We start from the raw sequence: 20,688 nt of genomic DNA on the forward strand, positions 1-20,688 counted from the left end.
CTTTATTTCTGTCTCTACAGAACACAGAACACAGAACACACAGAAAACAATACAATTTAAAAAGAATCCACTAAGCCAATGATGTCAGGGTATGTACAATGAAAAAAAAATTATCACTGCTTTCTAAACCGCTACTTTCTATCCTATTTGCTTTATCAGCTATTCTACTTATTAATCAACCTGCATTGGCTAAAAAGTTTAAGGTCGTCACAACTTTTACCATTATTCAAGATATCGCGCAAAATGTTGCCGGTGATGCCGCTATTGTTGAATCAATTACTAAACCCGGCGCTGAAATTCATGGTTATCAGCCTACACCAAAAGATATCATGAAAGCTTATGATGCTGATTTGATCTTGTGGAATGGTATGAATCTTGAGGTTTGGTTTCAACGCTTTTTCGAAAATGTCCAAAATGTCCCTGCTGTCGTAGTCACCGAAGGTATTGAGCCGATGCCAATTCGTGAAGGTGAATATGAAGGGCACCCTAACCCACACGCCTGGATGTCTCCAGCAAATGCAAAAATTTATATTGAAAATATTCGCCAAGCATTAGTGAAATATGACCCACAAAATGCCGAAATTTATAACCAAAATGCAAAAGCCTATGCAGAAAAAATTGCTAAACTCGATGCGCCCCTGCGTGAGCGCCTTAACCGAATTCCAGAAGATAAACGTTGGTTAGTTTCAAGCGAAGGTGCATTTAGTTATTTGACAAAAGATTATGGTTTTAAAGAAGTTTATCTATGGCCAATTAATGCGGAAGAACAAGGTTCGCCGCAACAAGTTAAAAAAGTCATTGATACTGTCCGTGAATACCAAATACCGGTTGTCTTCAGCGAGAGCACAATTTCAGACAAGCCTGCCCGTCAAGTGAGTAAAGAAACTGGTGCAAAATATGGTGGTATGCTTTATGTTGATTCATTATCAACATCTGATGGTCCAGTACCAACCTATATTGATTTGTTAACCACCACCGTAGACACCATAGCAAAAGGATTTGGTCAGTAAAATGAGTAGCTCAAACCGCTTCGAACATCCTAATCTAATTGTTGATAATGCCACCGTCACTTACAATAACGGCCATACCGCAATTTATGACGCTAGTTTCAATATTACTGGTGGTTCAATCTGTGCGCTGGTTGGTGTAAACGGTAGTGGAAAATCAACATTATTTAAAACAGTCATGGGCCTTGTTACACCATCATCGGGTCATGTCACTTTGAATGGTGACCCAATCAAAGCTGCATTAAAAGAAAATGTTATTGCTTATGTTCCCCAAACAGAAGAAGTCGATTGGAATTTTCCAGTGCTTGTTTCTGATGTGGTGATGATGGGTCGATACGGCAAAATGGGTTTTTTTCGTATCCCAAAAAATGAAGATAAAGAAGCGGTAAAGCGTGCATTAGAACGTGTGGATTTAGCCGGCCTTGAACATCGCCAAATTGGAGAGCTTTCCGGTGGGCAGAAAAAGCGCGTATTCTTAGCTCGTGCTCTTGCTCAACAAGGTAAAGTATTATTGCTCGATGAGCCTTTTACTGGGGTCGATGTTAAAACAGAAAATGCCATTATTGACTTGTTACGCAGTCTTCGTGATGAAGGTCACCTGATATTGGTTTCAACACATAACTTAGGAAGCGTGCCTGAATTCTGTGATCAAGTCATATTGATTAACCGCACCGTCCTCGCAAGTGGCCCAACAGAAACCACGTTCACTCAAAAGAATTTGCAGATGGCCTTTGGTGGCGTATTACGTCATATCAACCTTTCGGGTCAAGAACTTCATGACGATGACGACCCTCGCTCTATTACAGTCATTACTGATGATGAGAGAGCTGCGGTTTTCTATGGCCACGACCATGATGCTCCGGTTAGAAAAAATCAACCTAAGGATTCAGAATGATCGAGTTGTTACTTCAGCCTTTTGAGTACAACTATATGGTTAAAGCCATCTGGGTAAGCTCGATTGTTGGTGCTGTTTGTGCTTTTCTTTCTGCTTATTTGATGCTGAAAGGCTGGTCATTAATGGGAGATGCCCTATCTCACTCTGTAGTACCTGGTGTTGCTGGTGCGTATGCTCTGGGCTTACCTTATGCTGCTGGTGCTTTTTTTACCGGGATCCTTGCTGCGCTAGCCATGACATTTATCAAGCATATTACTCGCTTGCGTGAAGATGCTGTTATTGGTTTTATTTTTTCGACATTCTTTGCAGTCGGCCTACTAATTGTGTCATTGAATCCGACTTCAGTGAACGTACAAACAATTATATTTGGCAATATTTTAGGTATCGCTGATGCTGACGTATTACAAGTTGAAATTATTATTGCTATTTCATTCATCGTATTACTCGCCTTATGGAAAGATCTTCTCGTAGTATTTTTTGACGAAAGCCACGCACGCTCAATCGGCTTAAATCCTCTGCGCTTAAAGATTATTTTCTTTACCTTATTAAGTGCCTGTACAGTCGCAGCATTACAAACTGTTGGAGCTATTCTCGTTATTGCCATGGTTGTTACTCCGGGTGCCACCGCATATTTACTGACAGATCAATTCAAACGTCTCGTCATTATTGCTGTCGTTATTGGTACTGCAACTAGTGCAATCGGAGCTTATGCGAGTTATTTCCTTAACGGCGCAACGGGTGGCTTAATTGTAACCTTGCAAACCGTTGTTTTCTTATTAGCATTCTTCTTCGCACCCAAACACGGCATTTTTGCTTCACGTCGTAAAGCAAAACATGAAGTTGAGAATCTACATAAAATAAAACAGCAAGGGGCCTCTAATGAGTGATTTTATTGACTTGCTAACGGCACCTTTTATTTTCCCTTTTATGCAAAAAGCGATTATTACAGCAATTGTGACTGGAGCAGTATGCGCAATTTTATCATGCTTTTTGGTCTTAAAAGGCTGGTCATTGATGGGAGATGCTATCTCTCATGCTGTGTTACCGGGTATTGTGATTGCCTCCGTGGCGGGGATCCCACTCGCTATTGGCGCGTTTGCTTCAGGGCTTTTCTGTGCATTTGCGACAGGTTATTTGAAAGAAAATAGCCGGATCAAAGAAGATACCGTAATGGGAATTGTTTTTTCCGGTATGTTTGCTGTCGGGTTAGTCATGTTTGCCAAGATTGATACCGAACAACACCTCACACACATTTTATTTGGTGACATTCTTGGTATCACTGATGCTGAGTTTAAACAGAATCTATGGTTTGCTGGTATTACGATTGCTATTATCTTAATCAAACGTAAAGATTTTATGCTGTATTGCTTTGACCCGAATCAAGCTCGTGTAATTGGCCTGCCAGTTAAGCTTATTCATTATGGTTTGTTATCACTGCTGGCTTTAACTATTGTCGCGTCACTGCAAGCGGTAGGGATTATTTTAGTTATTGCTATGCTTATCTCTCCGGGTATTATCGCATTTGTACTTTGTCGAAGTTTTGGGTGGATGCTTGTCATTGCCGTTATTGCATCAGTAACTTCAAGCGTGATTGGTACTATTATTAGTTTCCATATTGACGGTGCTACAGGCCCTTGTATCGTTATCACACAAGCAGTCTATTTTGTTCTCGCCCTACTCTATAGCAAAATCATATTAAGCCGTAAAAAAGCAAAATTGTCGGCAGAAAAAATGCAAACAGTTTGAAGCTGCCAAAATATGGATTAAATTAAAAAACTGAGTACGATGATTATCGACTCAGTTTTTTAATGAGAAATAGTTAAATTACATCCTAAGAGCTGTTGAACTTTTCTGTTTATTTTTTACTGTGCGAATGATTAAAATAATAGCTATTTGATTATGCCAAGTATGAAGCGGTTAAAAAACATCATGAAAATCTAAGCCTCACAGAAAATCGCCCTTCAAATTTGATTGAAAATGACGGTGAAAGATCAATATCCCCAAGAATTATTATGACATTTTATCCCGCGTGACATGTCACGAAAACTGAGTTAAAAACCTGCCAACCCACTATCCGGGCACCTTTGAGATACTTACTCAATCTTATTATTTAAATTTCATTAATTCCGCCAAGTTAACACGTCAATCTCAGTAAATTAAAAAATACCGCCCTCATCAAATAAGGTAAGGACGGTAAATTTGCAACTGAATTAGCTGGAAATATCAACCTTCTCAAGTAAGACCGGGATATTTTTATAAGCAGGTATCCCACTTTGAGGGTCGACGTTATCCAATGCAATAAGATTATTTGCTTCCGGAAAGTATGTTGCTACACAGCGATCAGCCATATCATAAATAACAATTTTTAAATTATCCAACCGGCGGTGCGTGCGTTTTTGTTGATTATCCAGCGCAATAATATTAACTCTATCACCAGCAACTAAGTTTTGTTTCTTAGCTTGAGCCTCACTGATGAATATAACATCACGCTGACCAAAAACACCTCGATAGCGGTCATTGAAGCCATAGATAGTCGTATTATATTGGTCATGACTACGCACTGTTGTCAGTATCAATTCACTGTTTACTGCCGAATGTGGATCTTCGATAACCCCTTGGGTCGTCATGAAGTTCGCTTTTCCTGAAGAGGTTAACCATTGGCGTTCAGCTGCCGCATTTGTTAGATGGAATCCCCCGGGTACACGAATTCGAGTATTATAATCATCGAATCCTGATAAAACGGCCTCCATAGCATCACGAATTTTATCGTAGTTGTCGATAAAATCATCCCATTCCACTTTAGTATCAGGTAATGTCGCTTTTGCCATCCCTGCGACAATCGCACATTCAGATTTCAAATGTGGACTAGCAGGCTTCAATTTCCCCTGAGAGGCATGTACCATCGACATCGAATCCTCAACGGTGATACTTTGTGCACCACTTTTCTGAATATCCCGTTCTGTACGACCTAGCACAGGAAATAAAAATGTATTTTTCGCCGTTAATAAATGAGAACGGTTTAACTTAGTCCCTGCATGTACAGCTAAATCTAACTTTTTCATTCCGCTATAACATGCATCTTGATCGGGCATTGCTATCGGAAGATTTCCTCCCATACAAATTAAAGCACGAGCCGTTCCTTCAGAGATAGCTTGCATGCTAGCGACAGCTGCATGACCAAACTCAATAGGTGGTTTAAAACCAAAACGTTTTTCAATCTTATCAAGGAATGATTTACTCGGTTTTTCAGTAATTCCCACAGTACGGTCGCCTTGCACATTCGAATGACCACGCAGAGGGCAAATACCGGCACCTTCTCGCCCAATATTTCCTTTTAATAGCAATAGATTCACGAGCTGTTGGATATTCTGTGTTCCGTGCTGATGCTGAGTAATACCCATTCCATAACAAATGATGGTGCTTTTTGCTTCGATATACAGTTGTGCTATTTGTTCAATTTCATTTTTTGACAAACCGCTTACTTGTAAAATATTTTCCCAGCTAGTGGCCAATACATCCTGTTTAACAGCCTCAAACCCGACAGTATGTTCCTGAATAAAATCGTTATCTAAAATAGGTGATTTACCTTGCGAAATAGCGGCTTCATTCTGTTCAAGGACAAAGCGAATCACTCCTTTGATTAATGCCGTATCACCACCAACGCGTACTTTATAATAATGTTGAGCAAGAGGCGTTGATTCAAAGGTTAACATTTCAATGGGATCTTGTGGGTAAGTAAATCGTTCCAACCCCCTCTCTTTTAATGGGTTTATGGCAATAATTTTAGCTCCACGTTTCGATACTTCACGCAATGAGCTAAGCATTCTAGGATGATTGGTTCCCGGGTTATGGCCAATACAAATCACTAAATCTGCTTTGTCAAAATCATCCAATAATACTGTACCTTTACCAACTCCAATAGAGGCAGCAAGCCCCACACTTGTCGGTTCATGACACATATTAGAACAGTCAGGAAAATTATTTGTGCCATATTCACGCGCGAATAATTGATATAAAAATGCCGCTTCGTTTGATGTTCTACCCGATGTATAGAATTCTACTAAATTAGGATCTGAATAACTTGTTAAGTGCTGACCAATTTGTATAAAAGCATCGTCCCATTCAATAACTTCGTAATGGTCAGTTAGGGCATTATATTTTAACGGATGCGTTAAACGACCTTCATTTTCTAAATCATAATCATCCCACGTTAATAATTCAGTGACTGAATGTTTTGCAAAAAATTCTGGTGTTGTCTTTTTCGATGTCGCTTCCCATGACATCGCTTTTGCACCATTTTCACAAACATCAAATGATGCTGTATGCTTAGGATCCGGCCATGCACAGCCTGGACAGTCAAATCCTTGAGGCTTATTCATTTCAAACATGGCAATAACATCATGACCAATTTCCATTTGACCACGAATAGCTTCAGCTACTGCTTTTAATGCCCCCCAACCTGCTGCAGGGCCTGTGTAATTTTCAATTTTCGGTTTCATTTTTATTGCTCTTTTCTAATTTGAATATGGATAAAAATGCACATCAAATAAATACAATCTAATTATGAATTAAAATTCTTTGCTGTATCTATTAATAAATATAGCAAAGAATATTTATTACAATAAGAAACTAACTTGAAATATTTTATATAATATGTTTTATTTTCAATTCATTAATCTTTAAGTTATAGAGTAAAAACAAGGTATCATCCTAATGGCAACATTTATTGCTATCTGATACAAATACGTTTCAGTGTTAACCACTCATATTTATTGTTTTAACTTGATTATTACAAATCAACATTTAATATTTTGAAATGACTCGCTCAAAGTACAGTGTCATTTATCGATTTAGTGATAGGCTCTTCTTTTTAAATAATTATCGCTGTTCATTCCCAAACTGTCGCTATAGTATTGTATTAATGAAGACCAAAGCAAAGCGAGGTGAGTCATGTGGCAGGTAATGTATCGTTTATTAAGTGAACACTTTGGTGACGCAGAACTCCACAACAAAGAAATTCTCTCTGGAGGTGACATTCACCATACGATGAAAATCGACTATGGTGAGCACACAGTGTTCGTCAAACAGAACCTTCGTGAATTTTTACCTTTGTTTAAACAAGAAGCCGAACAACTTGAGATGATTGCCAAAAGCAATACTATCAGGGTGCCAAAAGTCTATGGCGTGGGTAGCAATAAACATCATAGTTTTCTTCTTCTCGAATACTTTCCTTTGAAAAACTTTGACGCCACTAATGCATGGCGCTTTGGTCAACAATTAGCTCATTTGCATCAATGGGAAGAACAACCCAGTTACGGCTTCGATTTTGACACTATGCTAGGCACTATTACCCAGCCTAATGGCTGGGAAAAACGTTGGAACTCTTTTTTTGCTGAAAAACGGGTTGGCTTGCAATTACAGCTAGCAACAGAGAAAGGAATGGTTTTTGGTGATATTCAATGCATCGTAGATACTATCAAAGAACGACTTGCTGGGCATCAACCACAGCCTTCATTGCTACATGGGGATTTGTGGCCTGCTAATTGTGCAATGACCAACGAACAAAATGGACTATTATATGACCCTGCATGCTATTGGGGTGATCGGGAATGTGATATAGCAATGCTGCCATTATATCACCAGCTACCCATTCAAATTATTGATGGCTACCAAAGTGTTTGGCCATTACCAGCTGGCTTTTTAGAAAGGCAACCCATTTACCAACTCTATTATCTACTCTGTCAAGCAAATATTTTTGGTCTTGAAACGAGCTATTTACAAGCACGTTCAATTATCGATGCATTAATTGGTGATAAATAATCGGTTAGCTAGCCCAGCATAATTTGCTGGGCTTTTACTATTACCAATTAAGTAATTTTAAAACGAAATACACTGCAACGCCCAACACAATTGGCCAGAAATAAAGAATAAAAACGTGAGTAAAAATAGTGTGGCGTGGAATAGTCACTTTCGCCTCTAATTCCTCCTTCGATATTTCATTTCCTTTCGCTTTTTCTACAATTACATGGTCTTCAAGACTTTCGTGAATAAATTTAATTTGTCGATACATGCGGATCCCTGAAGCACAGAGAGCTAAACCGACAAAGATAAAAATAAATATGACAAAAAAACCAATATTCGCACCTGAAAACCCCTCAGTGACATGAGGAACAGGAGAGTTGCTCCAAAACATATTAAGAAAAGGGGTACTTTGACGTATCATTTCAGCCATGAGTTTAATAAAGTCATTGGCTACCGCATTAATACCTTCACCTTCTAGCCCTTTCATACCTGCAAGTTTTACTAGTGAAGCTAAAGTTGACATCAATGCTACAAGAAAAACAATCCAACCGAGAACACGTTTGCCGATTGCGACATAACTTGCAGTCTGGTAATTCATTATTGACCCTCATGATTTTTTTATAGCTAATAATAACTGAATTTTTCTAATCCCACCAAGTTTACAATGATTAATATCCATAATGGATGTCCGTATCTTCTACATATTTCAAGTTGTAGAGTCGTTATTATTAATAGAATTATCAGCTCAAAGCCGCAAACATCCCTATGTACTTCACCTACCCAGCTATTTTTAATTGAAGTATTACAATAAAGAAAATCATTCTAACTTTATTATCATTTCAGATTTTTCTATCCCGTGTTTTTTGAATTTAGCGCCATAAACAAAGATCAGATCGCTGAGATACCAATAAAATTATTTGTATTGTCCCAAAAAGCCTACACGAATATGGTGGCTTGGGTAGCTGAGTGCATCAACAACGATATTGCTTGAAGTATGACAGCCATGATGGGTATATAATTAGGCGATGACTTGCTACACTACTAAACTCATTAAAGGGCTAATGATTTCAAGCTATTTGCAACAGGCTAACCAATTATTTGATGTAATAATTGAGTCATCCTAATGAAGATAGCTATTTGAAATATAGCAAGATCACACATACATGAATGGAGTTTTGACATGTACCACAACTTACCTATCCAATCTGTTATTTTTGATATGGATGGCTTGCTAATTGACTCAGAGCCTTTTTGGGCACAGGCAGAGCTTGAGATTTTCACACAAATTGGCGTAGATGTTTCCATCGCTGATAAATTACCTGATACACTGGGATTACGCATCGACCATGTTGTCGAACTTTGGTATCAAGCATCTCCATGGCAAGGTCATAGCGAAAAAGAAGTCGCACAAATGATTATTGACCGTGTCGTTGGCTTAGTTGAAGAACAACGCCCTTTACTTCCTGGTGTACAGCATGCGCTTGAGCTATGCCGTTCAATGAACCTAAATATTGCACTTGCCTCTGCATCACCTCTATATATGCTCGAGAAAGTTCTGAATTTATTCGACATTCGCGACTACTTTTCTGCTGTTGTTTCTGCTGCTGACCTAGCGCACAGTAAACCGCACCCTGAAGTCTATTTGAACGCAGCGAAATTATTGGGAACAAAACCTATTCATTGCGTCTCATTAGAAGATTCATTTAACGGAATGATCGCAGCGAAAGCAGCGAGAATGCGCTCTATCGTGATCCCTGACAAGCAACATTTTAATGATCCTCGCTGGGGACTTGCCGATGTGAAACTAGCTTCACTCAATGAGTTAACCGAAAAATATTTACGTTAATTATCATTTGATTATTTTTTTCCGCTCTTCCCTATCACTTTTTGATAGGGATATCGCACAAAAGTATAAAACTCTGAGGTTATTTCCTAATAACTAAGAGTTTTTTGCATTTCTAACCCTATCATATTCTTTTTAAACACTTTATAATTCCCTCCTCACTGTATAGATAAACAGATGGTAATTTATCCACCATGACCGCTGAAGGGCACCTGCTTTTTTCTGTAGCCTCTTTAATAATGGCACATAAGCTAGAACTAACACCTGAGTTCACTCAAGGTGATTGGTTGCATATGGTGCCAGGCGTCTTGCTGGGTGCTCTACTTCCTGACATCGATCATCCTTCTTCTATACTCGGTCGGTTATTACGTATATTTTCACTTCCCATATCAAAATTATGTGGGCATCGAGGATTTACTCACAGCTTAGTTGCTTGGTTGATATTGCTGATATCTTGTTATCAATGGCTCCCTTCCCAGTGGAATATTCCTAATGATTTAATCCAAGCATTTTTGCTCGGATACATGAGCCATTTGGTTGCTGATATGCTTACACCTTCTGGTGTTCCCTTCTTATGGCCTATACCATTTCGGTTCTGTTTACCCATACTCCGCAGTAAATCAAATAAGCGGGCAGAGCGTTTTATTGCCATTGTTTTGACTGTTTGTGCTTGTTTATTACCGATGGGATACAGTGTTGATTTTCATTCCCAATTTGAAAACATAATAAAATATATTCATAATCAACTAGATATACGCATACCTATATAACAATAAGTTTTGTAATATACTGCAAGCACTAATCTTCATATGATATTACGTTTCATTATAAGAATTGTGTTTTATCTGCTGATAACATATAACCAGTTGTTAGGATGAGCCGATTACTTATAACCTTTAAGGTCATAGGGCTTAAAGCACTAATAACATAATTCAAAAAACTGCGATTGGAGTTCGGAATGAATATTCCTTTAATAATTAATGTGCTCGTCTTTGTAGCACTGCTGATACTGTTGGCAAAACTTGGGGCAAAAGGCTGGAGCCTGTCGAAGAAAGTTTTACTGGGTCTAGTTTTCGGTGTCGCGTATGGTGTCGTGCTACATTTAGTATACGGCAGCGGCCACCAAACGGTAAAAGACTCCATTCTTTGGTTTAATATCGTCGGTAATGGTTATGTTCAGCTATTACAAATGGTGATTATGCCATTAGTCTTCGCTTCTATATTGAGTGCGGTTGCACGTTTACATAAAGCATCGTCATTAGGCAAGATCAGCTTCTTGACTATCGGGACACTGCTGGTAACTACCGCAATTGCCGCTCTAATTGGTATTTTGGTTGCGAATCTATTCGGATTAAGCGCGGAAGGTCTGGTTCAAGGACAAGTCGAAACAGCACGTCTTGACGCAATTCAGAATACGTATGTCGGCAAAGTATCTGACTTAACTGTTCCGCAGTTGATTCTGTCATTTATTCCGAAAAACCCATTCGCTGATCTGACTGGTGCTAATCCAACTTCAATCATTAGTGTGGTTATCTTTGCTGCCTTCTTAGGTGTTGCAGCACTGCAATTGTTTAAAGATGATAAAGAACGCGGTGAAAAAGCATTAGCAGCTATTGATGTGTTACAAGCTTGGGCAATGAAATTGGTTCGTTTGGTTATGCGTTTAACACCATATGGTGTGATGGCGCTGATGATCAAAGTAGTTGCTAGCTCTAACCTGTCAGACATTATTAACTTAGGCACCTTTGTTATTGCTTCTTATGTTGCAATCGCATTGATGTTTGTCGTGCATGGGCTGTTTGTTTTGTTCACTGGATTAAGCCCAATTAAGTTCTTTAAGAAAGCTGGACCAGTGCTGACGTTTGCTTTCACCAGCCGTTCAAGTGCAGCAAGTATTCCGTTGAACATCGAGACGCAAACTCGTCGTTTTGGTATTCCAGAATCGATCGCCGGTTTTTCAGCTTCATTTGGTGCCACAATTGGTCAAAATGGTTGTGCTGGTATCTACCCTGCAATGTTAGCTGTAATGGTTGCACCAACAATGGGTATCAATCCGTTTGATCCGCTGTGGATTGCAACCTTAGTCGGCATTGTCACCGTTAGCTCAGCTGGTGTTGCGGGTGTCGGTGGTGGTGCAACATTCGCAGCGCTGATTGTATTGCCTGCAATGGGGCTACCAGTCACACTTGTTGCATTACTGATTTCTGTTGAGCCGTTGATTGATATGGGTCGTACAGCACTAAACGTCAGTGGTTCTATGACTGCCGGTACAGTGACAAGCCAGTTAATGGGCCAGACAGATAAAGCTATCTACAATCAAGATGATGATGGTGAATTGAAGCACGTTTAACTATCACAAACTATGCCTTACGGAAAACCTGTCCTCTGCGGCAGGTTTTTTGTTTGAAATTTGGGAGCCGCTTCATCACGCAAATCAAACTCAGTGCTTAGCTCTCTATATACCTAAACGCAATAGTTTCTTTTAGTTCAGCTCTAATATTATCCGGCTTAGCTGTTGTAATCTTTTCGCTTTCTTTATAGTGAATACCTGATTTAACTTTAAAAATTGGTGCCTGATAAATGAAAACACCATTAAGGAATACTTAACTGTTTCAGCAAGTGAAAAACATGATGATAGTTAAACTCTCCACTTGCTGGCTGCTTTAATCCTGCCTCAACTATCAATCCAAGCAATACGTTTTAATTGAACGTCAACTTTATCTAGATCCGTTGTACCAACTCATATTTTGAATTGAATATTTGACATAATATTATCCACAAATAAAAAGGCTACCCGAGATTAGCTGATAGCCTTATTCAAAGTTATAATGTAACCTTATTTATTAGACTAATAAGATAGCAACATAAAGCTATCTTTATTTTAGAAATTGGAGGAATTATGCTGCATCAACATTCCACATCTGAGTTAAAATTAAATTTAGACTCTAATGACTATACCGATATAAACGCGCTAATACACTCACCTTTTTCATATACAGTAATAAGCGCTTATCACAATCATTTAACTACTTTTCCTCAACAAATATGTAACTGTATCAACCTAAAAGTACTTAACTTGTCTTGCAATCAACTCACTAAAGTCCCAACAGAAATAGCTAATTTAACGCAACTTGAGATGCTCGATTTAGGGCATAATAAAATTACAGATATTCCTAATGAGCTAGGCTTACTTAAAAATTTAAAGTTTATGTATTTAAGTGACAATGGAATTGACTATCTACCTGATTCACTGGCAGAACTAAAAAATCTTTTATACTTCAATGCCACTGATAATAATTTAAATAAGCTTCCTGATTGGTTGCCTAAGCTAGCAAACATCAAGGAAGTTAGGTTATATAACAATCAAATAACAGATATTTCAGGAACCGTAACGCAACTTTCTAGTGCTCGTGAAATACACTTAATGAATAACTTACTTACAGATATTCCGGATGATATTAGCTCTTTAACTCAAGTGAAAATTCTTGATCTAAGCAATAACTCAATCCAAAAAATCTCTCCAAATATATCAAAACTAAAAAGAATCAGTTCTATCAATCTTAGATTTAATAAATTAACTAAGCTCCCGGACTCAATTGGCAACCTTTCATCAATTGAGTATCTTGATCTACGAGCCAACCAACTACAGTCTTTACCTGATGGTATGGATAATTTACCCAATCTTGCAAAGCTTGATTTACGCTGGAATTCTTTTAATAAAGAGCCCTCAATCATAAAAAAACTTCAAGATAATGGCTGTGTTGTATTTATATAGCACATGAATTAGTTCAGTAAATTAGATATTTCTTGAACTTATAATTAGGAAACCTTGAGGCATTGAATGATAAGTATCGAGATAAATCACTAGCAATGCAACTCAATGAATAACATTTGTAGAATTAAATCAACTAAGTCTTTGAATATTTTAATAAGCGTAAACATAGAAGTAACAAGTACAGTGAGTAAAGTAAAAACTAACCAGTAATCAAGCCAAAATTACTGACAAGAAATATAAAATATAATTATGATTCAAAAAATTATCTGGATGAAATAGTGACTGAACTGTACGATAATGACAAGCTTAATACCACCATTGTTGTTAAATGCTTGGAAAAGATCCTCATAAAAATTGCTTAACGAAGATAACCACAAATATCCGTTCAGGATTTGAACCTAGAATTACAAGCAATACAAAATATATCTATAAATATTACTAAATTTATCTATCCCCCCAGATGGTTGCCTCATGGCTACCATCATTAAAAAACTCTATGGCTTATTTTACTTTTCCTGGTTTTAATTTCCCGTATGCTGCTAATAGTGGATCAAACCATAAAATAGCCTGTATATATGATGCCGTTTTACTATAACTATTGATTAGTTTTATAGTGTGCATTGCACGGAAAAGTAGCTCAGCGTACTCGAATGGGCTATCAATGATAGGCTGATCACAAGAGAATTACAGATAGGCTTTTAATTACAACAATGACCGTAGTAAAAAAGGGAAAACTGTTGTAATTTGATTAGTCTATTTTCCGTATTATTTTGGGGAAGAATGTTGGTGTGGTTTTGGGGAAGATTTTAATTGCTTATAAAATGAACTTAAAAATATAATTATTTTTTATAGTTCATCTACATTAAAAACATCCCCATAAAAGAACAACACATTGAAAAAAAAGAAAATATATAATTTCAGTTTTATAGCTTTATTGCCGGTAAACGTTAATTTATTTAATCATCAACCTAATATAGAATTCTATAACCATATGACCAAGATTCATATACTCAAAACTGATCCTACAGATAACCCCTGTGTGAATTGTGGCGCATGTTGTGCTTATTTTCGTGTCTCTTTTTATTGGGCAGAAAGTGAGAGTGGCGGCGGGTTAGTACCACAAGAATTAACTGAACAAATTACGCCTTTTATGAGTTGCATGAAAGGTACCAACCAAAAAAGCAATACTCGCTGTACAGCACTATCAGGCACGGTTGGTGAATGTGTATCCTGCTCTATTTACACACAAAGACCTACTCCGTGTCGTGAATTTGATCAATCATGGCTGAATGGTATACATAATGAAGCTTGTGATCGCGCTCGTGCAGCTTATGGTCTCCCCCCACTCGAACCTCATCTTCCTCAAATTGCTTGTTAGCCGTCTATGACCCAGAGAAATCTGGGTTATCTCGAGACGCTATTATCACTATATCTCAACCTTGGATTTTTATTATTCGTTAATATTGATTTTTATTTCTAAATATATTCTATCTATCAGCCTTGAACTAACCTTTTATTCCAACCACTTGATGTCGCTTTTCAAAACAATTAAATCACTATGTGCTTTAACTTAACCATACATTATTCCTTAGGCTCTGTATTTTCCTTATCCCCTCTCAAAATAATCCGTATAGGCTTATTTCATGAAATTAATTACTGTTTAGTTCTCATGTTTATACAACGGTTTGTTTATGTTAATTATTCTTGGTGTTTTTCTACTTGCTGGTATTGTAAAAGGTGTAATTGGTTTAGGGCTACCAACCCTTGCAATGGGACTATTATCAACAACAATGGAACCTGCTATTGCGGCAAGTTTATTGATCATTCCCTCATTGGTAACTAACTTATGGCAGTTATTCATTGGGCCTAAATTTATTGCCTTAATCAAACGTCTTTGGGGGTTTATTGTCGGTATATTTATTGGCACATTGTGGAGCTTTTTACCCAGTTTGAGTGCTTCATCAACATGGACGATACCTACACTTGGTGCAATTCTTATTACATATGGCTGCTTAGGAATAACAACAAAGAAACTACCTTACCCTTCCCACTTAGAAAAATGGCTATCGCCTTTTATCGGCTATTTTACTGGTGCTATCACCGCAGCAACAGGTGTTTTTGTTATTCCTGCTGTACCTTATTTGCAATCTTTGAAATTAAATAAAGATGAACTTATTCAGGCGCTTGGTTTAGCTTTCACTGCATCCACTATTGCACTCGCTCTACAGCTTTCTCACGATAATAGTTTCGATGGCGTTGACTATTATTTATCAATTATCGCACTAATACCGGCGCTTATTGGCATGTATATTGGTCAATATTGTCGAAAAATAATGAGTGAGCGAACATTTAAACGCTGCTTTTTCATTGGATTAATTGCATTAGGTGGGTATATGTTATTCAAATAAAAAATCAATAAATTCGGTTACATAGTTAGGGAGCTGATCAAAGTTTCGGGCGCAAATAACTAACTTACGTTTTGCCCAAGTATCCGATAAAGAGATCAACTTGCCTTGATAGTTGCCTATAAATCGAAGCGCGGATTGCTGAGGAATAATGGCTAGACCACCCCCCTGACTGACTACCTGCATTATACCATCGACCGTGGCCATTCGAACCCGGTAATTCAGCCGGGTTCCTAAACTTTTCGCATGCTCATCAAGGTGATCTTGCAAAGCAATTCCTTCTGTCAGTCCAACAAATTCACTATTCACAATATCGGAGAAACTGACGGAGTCCCATTTTGTCCAAGGACTTGCTAGGGGAACGAAAACAATCAGTGGATCGTCACACAAAGTACGGTGATCTAAACCATTCAGTGCCGTTGAGTCAGCGACAATACCTAAATCAGCCATTTGATTATTAATATTGCTCACTATTTTTGTACTTGGCATCTCCGTCACAGAAAGTGAGATATTAGGCTGTTGATGTAAATAACGACCTATTTTATGTGGTAAAAATTCAGTTTGACCTGAAGAGTTAGCTAATAAATGAATATGCCCACGTAACCCTTTGCTATATTGCTGCAATTCACTGCGCATATGTTCAATTTGTTGTAATACCGTATTCGCGTGATTGACAAGAGAAAGGCCAGCATTCGTCAATGTCACTCCTACCTTTGTTCGGGTGAATAATAGGACACCAAGCTCACTTTCCATACCCCGAATACGTTCACTCGCAGATTGCAAACTGAGATGCGATAAATTGGCTCCCCCAGTAATACTTCCTGCTTTATAGATATTCAAAAATAAACGTAAATCCGTGATATCAAAACGCATGGTTTTCCTTATTGTTACAGTCAAATCAGCATCAATAGAGATTATTTTATTTCATTAATCCCTATTGATAATTCCTTTTGATATCAGCAAGAAAGATCGACAATCGTTAAAACATCACACTGATTCTTTCATTGCTTGCATAGCTAACTCAAATGAATATAGACGAGCTTGATGATCAAATATCTGGCCATTCACCATAATTTCATCGGCTTGCGTCTGATGTAGTACTGATGCTATCCCATGACGAATTTTTGCTTTATCGCCAACGAGTGACATACCAAGTGATTGCTGTACACCAAATTGCTCTGACGGAGACCATAATTGCCCCATATCTTGTACTGGCGGGGGTAATTGTCCAGTTTTACCACGACGTAACATAACAAAAGCTTGCTGCATCGACGTAAATAAAAACTCCGCATCACGAATAGTATCAGCGGCAATAATATTAATACACACCATCGCATAGGGTTTTTCGAGCCGAGCAGATGGTTTAAAATTTTCGCGATAAACGTGTAGAGCTTGTAACAGCAGGTCAGGCGCAAAATGTGAAGCAAACGCAAACGGTAAGCCCATTTGAGCTGCAAGTTGTGCACTGTATAAGCTTGAACCTAACAACCACACAGGAATTTTTTCACCATATCCAGGAACAGGCCTAACAGCAGGATTTGGATCTTTCGCATCGAACCAGTTAACTAATTCAGCAACATCACGAGGAAAATTATCAATATCATTGCTCATATGACGACGCAATGCCCTCATTGTCTGCTGATCACTACCCGGTGCTCGACCTAATCCTAAATCTATACGATTAGGATAAAGTGCATTTAATGTTCCAAATTGCTCTGCGATGACTAACGGCGAGTGATTAGGTAACATAACACCACCTGAACCAAGGTGTAATGTCGTAGTATTTGCCGCAAGATAACCAATTAATACAGATGTCGCAGCACTCGCTATGCCTGTCATATTATGATGTTCAGCCAACCAGTAACGATGATACCCCAGTTTTTCAGCTAATTTCGCCAAATCAAGAGAATGAAAAAAAGCATCTTTGGCAGAAGAACCCTGTGTTATTGGTGCGAGATCTAATACTGAAAACGGAATTTGTTTATCTGACATAACGGCTCACTTTATTAATATTTTGTTATTTCATCATTTAACCATCGTAATCGATTCCGCCTTTACTCTCCAGTAACGCAACCCTCCACCGCACAACTGATGCCTTTTACCAAGTTGCATATTCATGTTTATTTCCTATTTTCATTAACGATGAGTACTTATAACGACTGCAACGAAAATCATTCGTTTAGGAACACATCAACGTAGATTCGCTTAACAATTATAGATAATTAAGATGATTAATGTTTTAACGTAAAAGGAACCAATTTTATTTCAATATTAGGCTATTTGCGGCAAATAAGCAGAAAATATGAAGATAGTGCAGTAAATGTGAAGCTTCAGTCAAAGCAAGTAAAAGCGATTGCGACCTGAAACTAATTCATAGAATATCTCAGTCATTGCAAACAAAGAGGGCTATATCAATGAAGAAAATTAATTCAAGTTTACTTGCTATTATGCTGATGTCAGTTGGGTTTGCGGCAGTAGCTGCTAATGCCCCAGAGAATAAATCACCACGCCATCAAATGGGAGGTCATCCTAATGTGGTCTATAGCGTTACTCAGCAGACAACAACGCCAAATGAAACATTAAAAAAATTAATTAACGATGCACCAAAAACAGAAGATGGTAAGAGTTATATGGTGAAAATGACTATCGTTGAAGTTCCTGAATTCAATAAAATAAATCGAAATAATGCTAAACAGCCGACGAATACAGCATCGACTACAGCACCAGCTGCACAATAGCTATTACATTAACATGCTTATAGGTATTACCTTTTAGAGCAATACCTATAATCGAATAGCGTTCATCGCTCAGATTCGCTATTTTAAGCAGATAAAAATTAAATGTATTAATCCTACGATTGCCTCTATTTTCAGAGGCTTTTTTTTTGCATCTAAATAAAACTCAAACAATAACTAGTAAAATTACTTATTTCTTTCTAGTCTTAAGAAAAGCAGATGGAATAACCACTGCTTTGATACCGCTTTTATTCTACTTTTGGAGCTAATCATGGGTTATTTCGAACTTAAGAAATCGACAAAAGATACAAATCAACCATACTATTTTGTGCTTAAAGCCGCGAATCACGAAATCATCGCAAATAGTGAAATGTACTCTTCCAAACAAGCTGCATTAAAAGGGATTGCGTCCGTCAAGAAAAATGCCGCAACAGACGAGATCAAAGATCTCACTACCTAATTACTGTTTATTTTGAATAAACATACGATTAATGGTTCATTATAAATTAAGTGCCCTTGTTGAATTGGCAAGGGCATTTTTCATTTCTATGGTTAGAAAATTAAGCGTAGTAATGCAGTAATAATTGCAGCTGATAACACAATGACAAGGAATGGTTTTTTATACCAAGTAAGAATACCTGCAACCAATACCCCTGTAATTTTTGGGATATCAGAAAGATGATTACCTTCAAATACAGTAGATGTCACAGCCACAGAAAATAAAATGACAATCGCTGCGGCAGAAAATAATGTTTTAGTATTGTCCGATAAAACGACTTTTCCTTTAAAAATAGCACTTGATGCGCGCATTAAGTAAGTACCTACCGCCAGCAATAAAATACCACCTAAAATCAGCCATTGGTTATCCATCATTACTAGCTCCTAATATAAATAACTAGACTTAATAACGCCATTAACACCGGGATCCCTGCGGGTAAATACGGTGTTGTCGCGACGGCAATAATGGCACCTGCGATCGCAGCTAAGCGCAGGCGTTTATCTTTCAATGCAGGTAGCGAAAGCGCTAATATAATCGCAGGGAACATGGCATCCATTCCAAACATTTGAGTGTCTTGGATAAAACTGCCTACACCCTCACCAATCAGCACGCCAACAGGCCAGCAAATCAAAATACCTATTCCGCATAACCAAAATGCCGCTCTTTTCTCTTTATCACTTTCTTGCGCCAAACCAAATACAACACTTTCATCGTTCATGATGTGATAACCCAAAAGCGCTTTAGGCCCCTTTCCTACAAGCTCACTCACCGCAAAGCTGAATGGAATATGTCGAGAGTTAACCAGCAGCCCTGCTAATGCAGCAGAAATTGGGCTACCACCAGTAAAAATCACACCAATAAAAAGAAATTCTGACGCCCCTGCTAACACTAAAATTGAGAGTGTTAAAGGAACCCAAAGATCAAAACCTTGTGAGTGCGCTAATGCACCATAAGAAATGCCCACAATTAAGTCTGCGATACAAACTAATACAATATTTTTTATCGTGTTATTATTAAGTGATGAAGTAAACATAATTTAAATCGTTCTATATATAATACGTTCGTTCATTATGTCGGTCATTATTAAAAAGCGCAATCAAAATAGGAAATTAAAATTGAGCTCATTTACCCCACCTATCGCGTTAATTGCCAAGGCACTGGTTAGAGAAAGACAAAAAAGCGGCCTCTCACTCTCTGAACTCTCTCGTCAGGCGGGTATCGCTAAATCGACACTGTCTCAATTAGAATCAGGAAATGGTAACCCTAGCATAGAAACTTTATGGGCTATTTGTGTTGCTTTAGATGTCCCTTTTTCACGACTAATCGAAGATAAACAAGAACCCGTGACTTTTATTCGTCATGGTCAGGGTATTAAAACCAGTGCTGAGCATGCTAATTATATGGCATTCTTGCTCTCGTCCGCTCCAGCTAATTCACAGCGTGATATCTATACTATCGTCGCAGAGCCTGGGCGTGACCGCATTTCTCAGCCGCATATGCAAGACGTGAGTGAACATATTATATTAATGCATGGACGTGCCATGGTTGGCCCATTGGATAACCCTGTTGAACTTCATCCGGGGGATTATATTCATTATCGCGGGGATGAACCGCATATTATGCGTGCACTCGAACCCAATACGATGGCCGTTATGATTATCGACAAACAAAATTAAATCAAAATGATAAAAGTATTTGAATATAACGATGAGTTATAAATACACAAA

Annotated in this window: 20 protein-coding genes; 14 read left to right on the top strand and 6 right to left on the bottom strand. The window is 38.0% G+C overall.

The window, feature by feature from the left end:
- The first annotated feature begins 98 nt into the window (after nt 1–98).
- Genes OOA_RS07390 through OOA_RS07405 form a run of 4 tightly spaced genes read left to right on the top strand, consistent with a single transcriptional unit; the run spans nt 99 to nt 3,648 of the window.
- Nucleotides 99–1,010 carry a metal ABC transporter substrate-binding protein gene (locus tag OOA_RS07390; RefSeq protein WP_008911519.1) on the top strand — a complete coding sequence of 304 codons (912 nt, stop codon included), beginning with the start codon at nt 99–101 and terminating at the stop codon, nt 1,008–1,010.
- A 1-nt stretch (nt 1,011) separates the two neighbouring features.
- A complete protein-coding gene (locus OOA_RS07395) occupies nt 1,012–1,902 on the top strand; it encodes a manganese/iron ABC transporter ATP-binding protein (protein ID WP_008911520.1) in 891 nt (296 codons plus the stop codon).
- On the top strand, nt 1,899–2,789 hold the full coding sequence (locus tag OOA_RS07400) for a metal ABC transporter permease (RefSeq protein WP_008911521.1): 891 nt from the start codon (nt 1,899–1,901) through the stop codon (nt 2,787–2,789). Before OOA_RS07395 ends, OOA_RS07400 begins: the two co-directional genes overlap by 4 nt.
- Nucleotides 2,782–3,648: a metal ABC transporter permease gene (locus OOA_RS07405; RefSeq protein WP_008911522.1), complete on the top strand. Its 867-nt coding sequence runs from the start codon at nt 2,782–2,784 to the stop codon at nt 3,646–3,648. The genes OOA_RS07400 and OOA_RS07405 overlap by 8 nt, the downstream gene beginning before the upstream one ends.
- A 464-nt stretch (nt 3,649–4,112) precedes the next feature.
- Here OOA_RS07405 and OOA_RS07410 read toward each other — a convergent pair whose 3' ends face one another.
- Complete coding sequence (locus tag OOA_RS07410) at nt 4,113–6,401, bottom strand: FdhF/YdeP family oxidoreductase (protein ID WP_008911523.1); 2,289 nt, start codon at nt 6,399–6,401, stop codon at nt 4,113–4,115.
- Between the two features lie 451 nt (nt 6,402–6,852).
- Here OOA_RS07410 and OOA_RS07415 point away from each other — a divergent pair, with 451 nt between their 5' ends.
- Nucleotides 6,853–7,722 carry a fructosamine kinase family protein gene (locus OOA_RS07415; RefSeq protein WP_008911524.1) on the top strand — a complete coding sequence of 290 codons (870 nt, stop codon included), beginning with the start codon at nt 6,853–6,855 and terminating at the stop codon, nt 7,720–7,722.
- Between the two features lie 40 nt (nt 7,723–7,762).
- Here the strand turns inward: OOA_RS07415 and OOA_RS07420 are convergent, their stop codons facing one another.
- Nucleotides 7,763–8,302 carry a YniB family protein gene (locus OOA_RS07420; RefSeq protein WP_008911525.1) on the bottom strand — a complete coding sequence of 180 codons (540 nt, stop codon included), beginning with the start codon at nt 8,300–8,302 and terminating at the stop codon, nt 7,763–7,765.
- A 582-nt stretch (nt 8,303–8,884) separates the two neighbouring features.
- Here OOA_RS07420 and hxpB point away from each other — a divergent pair.
- The 6 genes from hxpB (at nt 8,885) to OOA_RS07450 (ending at nt 15,730) form a co-directional block, all read left to right on the top strand.
- Nucleotides 8,885–9,550 (top strand): hexitol phosphatase HxpB, encoded by a 666-nt coding sequence (gene hxpB / locus OOA_RS07425; protein WP_008911526.1) that lies wholly within the window; start codon nt 8,885–8,887, stop codon nt 9,548–9,550.
- 191 nt (nt 9,551–9,741) lie between these two features.
- Nucleotides 9,742–10,317, top strand: coding sequence for a metal-dependent hydrolase (locus tag OOA_RS07430; RefSeq protein WP_008911527.1), 576 nt, complete (start codon nt 9,742–9,744; stop codon nt 10,315–10,317).
- Between the two features lie 188 nt (nt 10,318–10,505).
- Entirely contained in the window at nt 10,506–11,897 is a 1,392-nt protein-coding gene (locus tag OOA_RS07435; protein ID WP_008911528.1) for an L-cystine transporter, read from the top strand.
- Nucleotides 11,898–12,446: 549 nt separating this feature from the next.
- On the top strand, nt 12,447–13,322 hold the full coding sequence (locus OOA_RS07440; RefSeq protein ID WP_008911529.1) for a leucine-rich repeat domain-containing protein: 876 nt from the start codon (nt 12,447–12,449) through the stop codon (nt 13,320–13,322).
- A 991-nt stretch (nt 13,323–14,313) separates the two neighbouring features.
- Nucleotides 14,314–14,700 (top strand): YkgJ family cysteine cluster protein, encoded by a 387-nt coding sequence (locus OOA_RS07445; protein ID WP_040691197.1) that lies wholly within the window; start codon nt 14,314–14,316, stop codon nt 14,698–14,700.
- A 313-nt stretch (nt 14,701–15,013) separates the two neighbouring features.
- Nucleotides 15,014–15,730, top strand: coding sequence for a sulfite exporter TauE/SafE family protein (locus OOA_RS07450; protein ID WP_008911531.1), 717 nt, complete (start codon nt 15,014–15,016; stop codon nt 15,728–15,730).
- Here the strand turns inward: OOA_RS07450 and OOA_RS07455 are convergent.
- Together OOA_RS07455 and OOA_RS07460 are read right to left on the bottom strand one after the other, a co-directional pair.
- The gene (locus OOA_RS07455; RefSeq protein ID WP_008911532.1) at nt 15,719–16,600 is read right to left on the bottom strand and encodes a LysR substrate-binding domain-containing protein; all 882 of its coding nucleotides are present in this window, start codon (nt 16,598–16,600) and stop codon (nt 15,719–15,721) included. The genes OOA_RS07450 and OOA_RS07455 overlap by 12 nt on opposite strands.
- A 114-nt stretch (nt 16,601–16,714) precedes the next feature.
- A complete protein-coding gene (locus tag OOA_RS07460) occupies nt 16,715–17,719 on the bottom strand; it encodes a luciferase-like monooxygenase (protein ID WP_008911533.1) in 1,005 nt (334 codons plus the stop codon).
- 422 nt (nt 17,720–18,141) lie between these two features.
- Here OOA_RS07460 and OOA_RS07465 point away from each other — a divergent pair, with 422 nt between their 5' ends.
- The gene (locus OOA_RS07465; protein ID WP_008911534.1) at nt 18,142–18,465 is read left to right on the top strand and encodes a hypothetical protein; all 324 of its coding nucleotides are present in this window, start codon (nt 18,142–18,144) and stop codon (nt 18,463–18,465) included.
- 268 nt (nt 18,466–18,733) lie between these two features.
- Nucleotides 18,734–18,922, top strand: a complete 189-nt coding sequence (locus tag OOA_RS07470; RefSeq protein WP_008911535.1) for a YegP family protein — start codon at nt 18,734–18,736, stop codon at nt 18,920–18,922.
- Between the two features lie 92 nt (nt 18,923–19,014).
- On the opposite strand, the gene OOA_RS07475 is transcribed toward OOA_RS07470, so the two are convergent.
- Nucleotides 19,015–19,335, bottom strand: a complete 321-nt coding sequence (locus OOA_RS07475; protein ID WP_008911536.1) for an AzlD domain-containing protein — start codon at nt 19,333–19,335, stop codon at nt 19,015–19,017.
- A 2-nt stretch (nt 19,336–19,337) separates the two neighbouring features.
- The gene (locus tag OOA_RS07480) at nt 19,338–19,994 is read right to left on the bottom strand and encodes an AzlC family ABC transporter permease (protein ID WP_008911537.1); all 657 of its coding nucleotides are present in this window, start codon (nt 19,992–19,994) and stop codon (nt 19,338–19,340) included.
- 82 nt (nt 19,995–20,076) lie between these two features.
- On the opposite strand from OOA_RS07480, the gene OOA_RS07485 reads away from it, so the two are divergent.
- A complete protein-coding gene (locus OOA_RS07485) occupies nt 20,077–20,637 on the top strand; it encodes a helix-turn-helix domain-containing protein (RefSeq protein WP_008911538.1) in 561 nt (186 codons plus the stop codon).
- Nucleotides 20,638–20,688 lie beyond the last annotated feature (51 nt).

The sequence above is a fragment of the Providencia burhodogranariea DSM 19968 genome (assembly GCF_000314855.2).
In the GTDB taxonomy this organism is placed as follows: Bacteria; Pseudomonadota; Gammaproteobacteria; order Enterobacterales; family Enterobacteriaceae; genus Providencia; species Providencia burhodogranariea.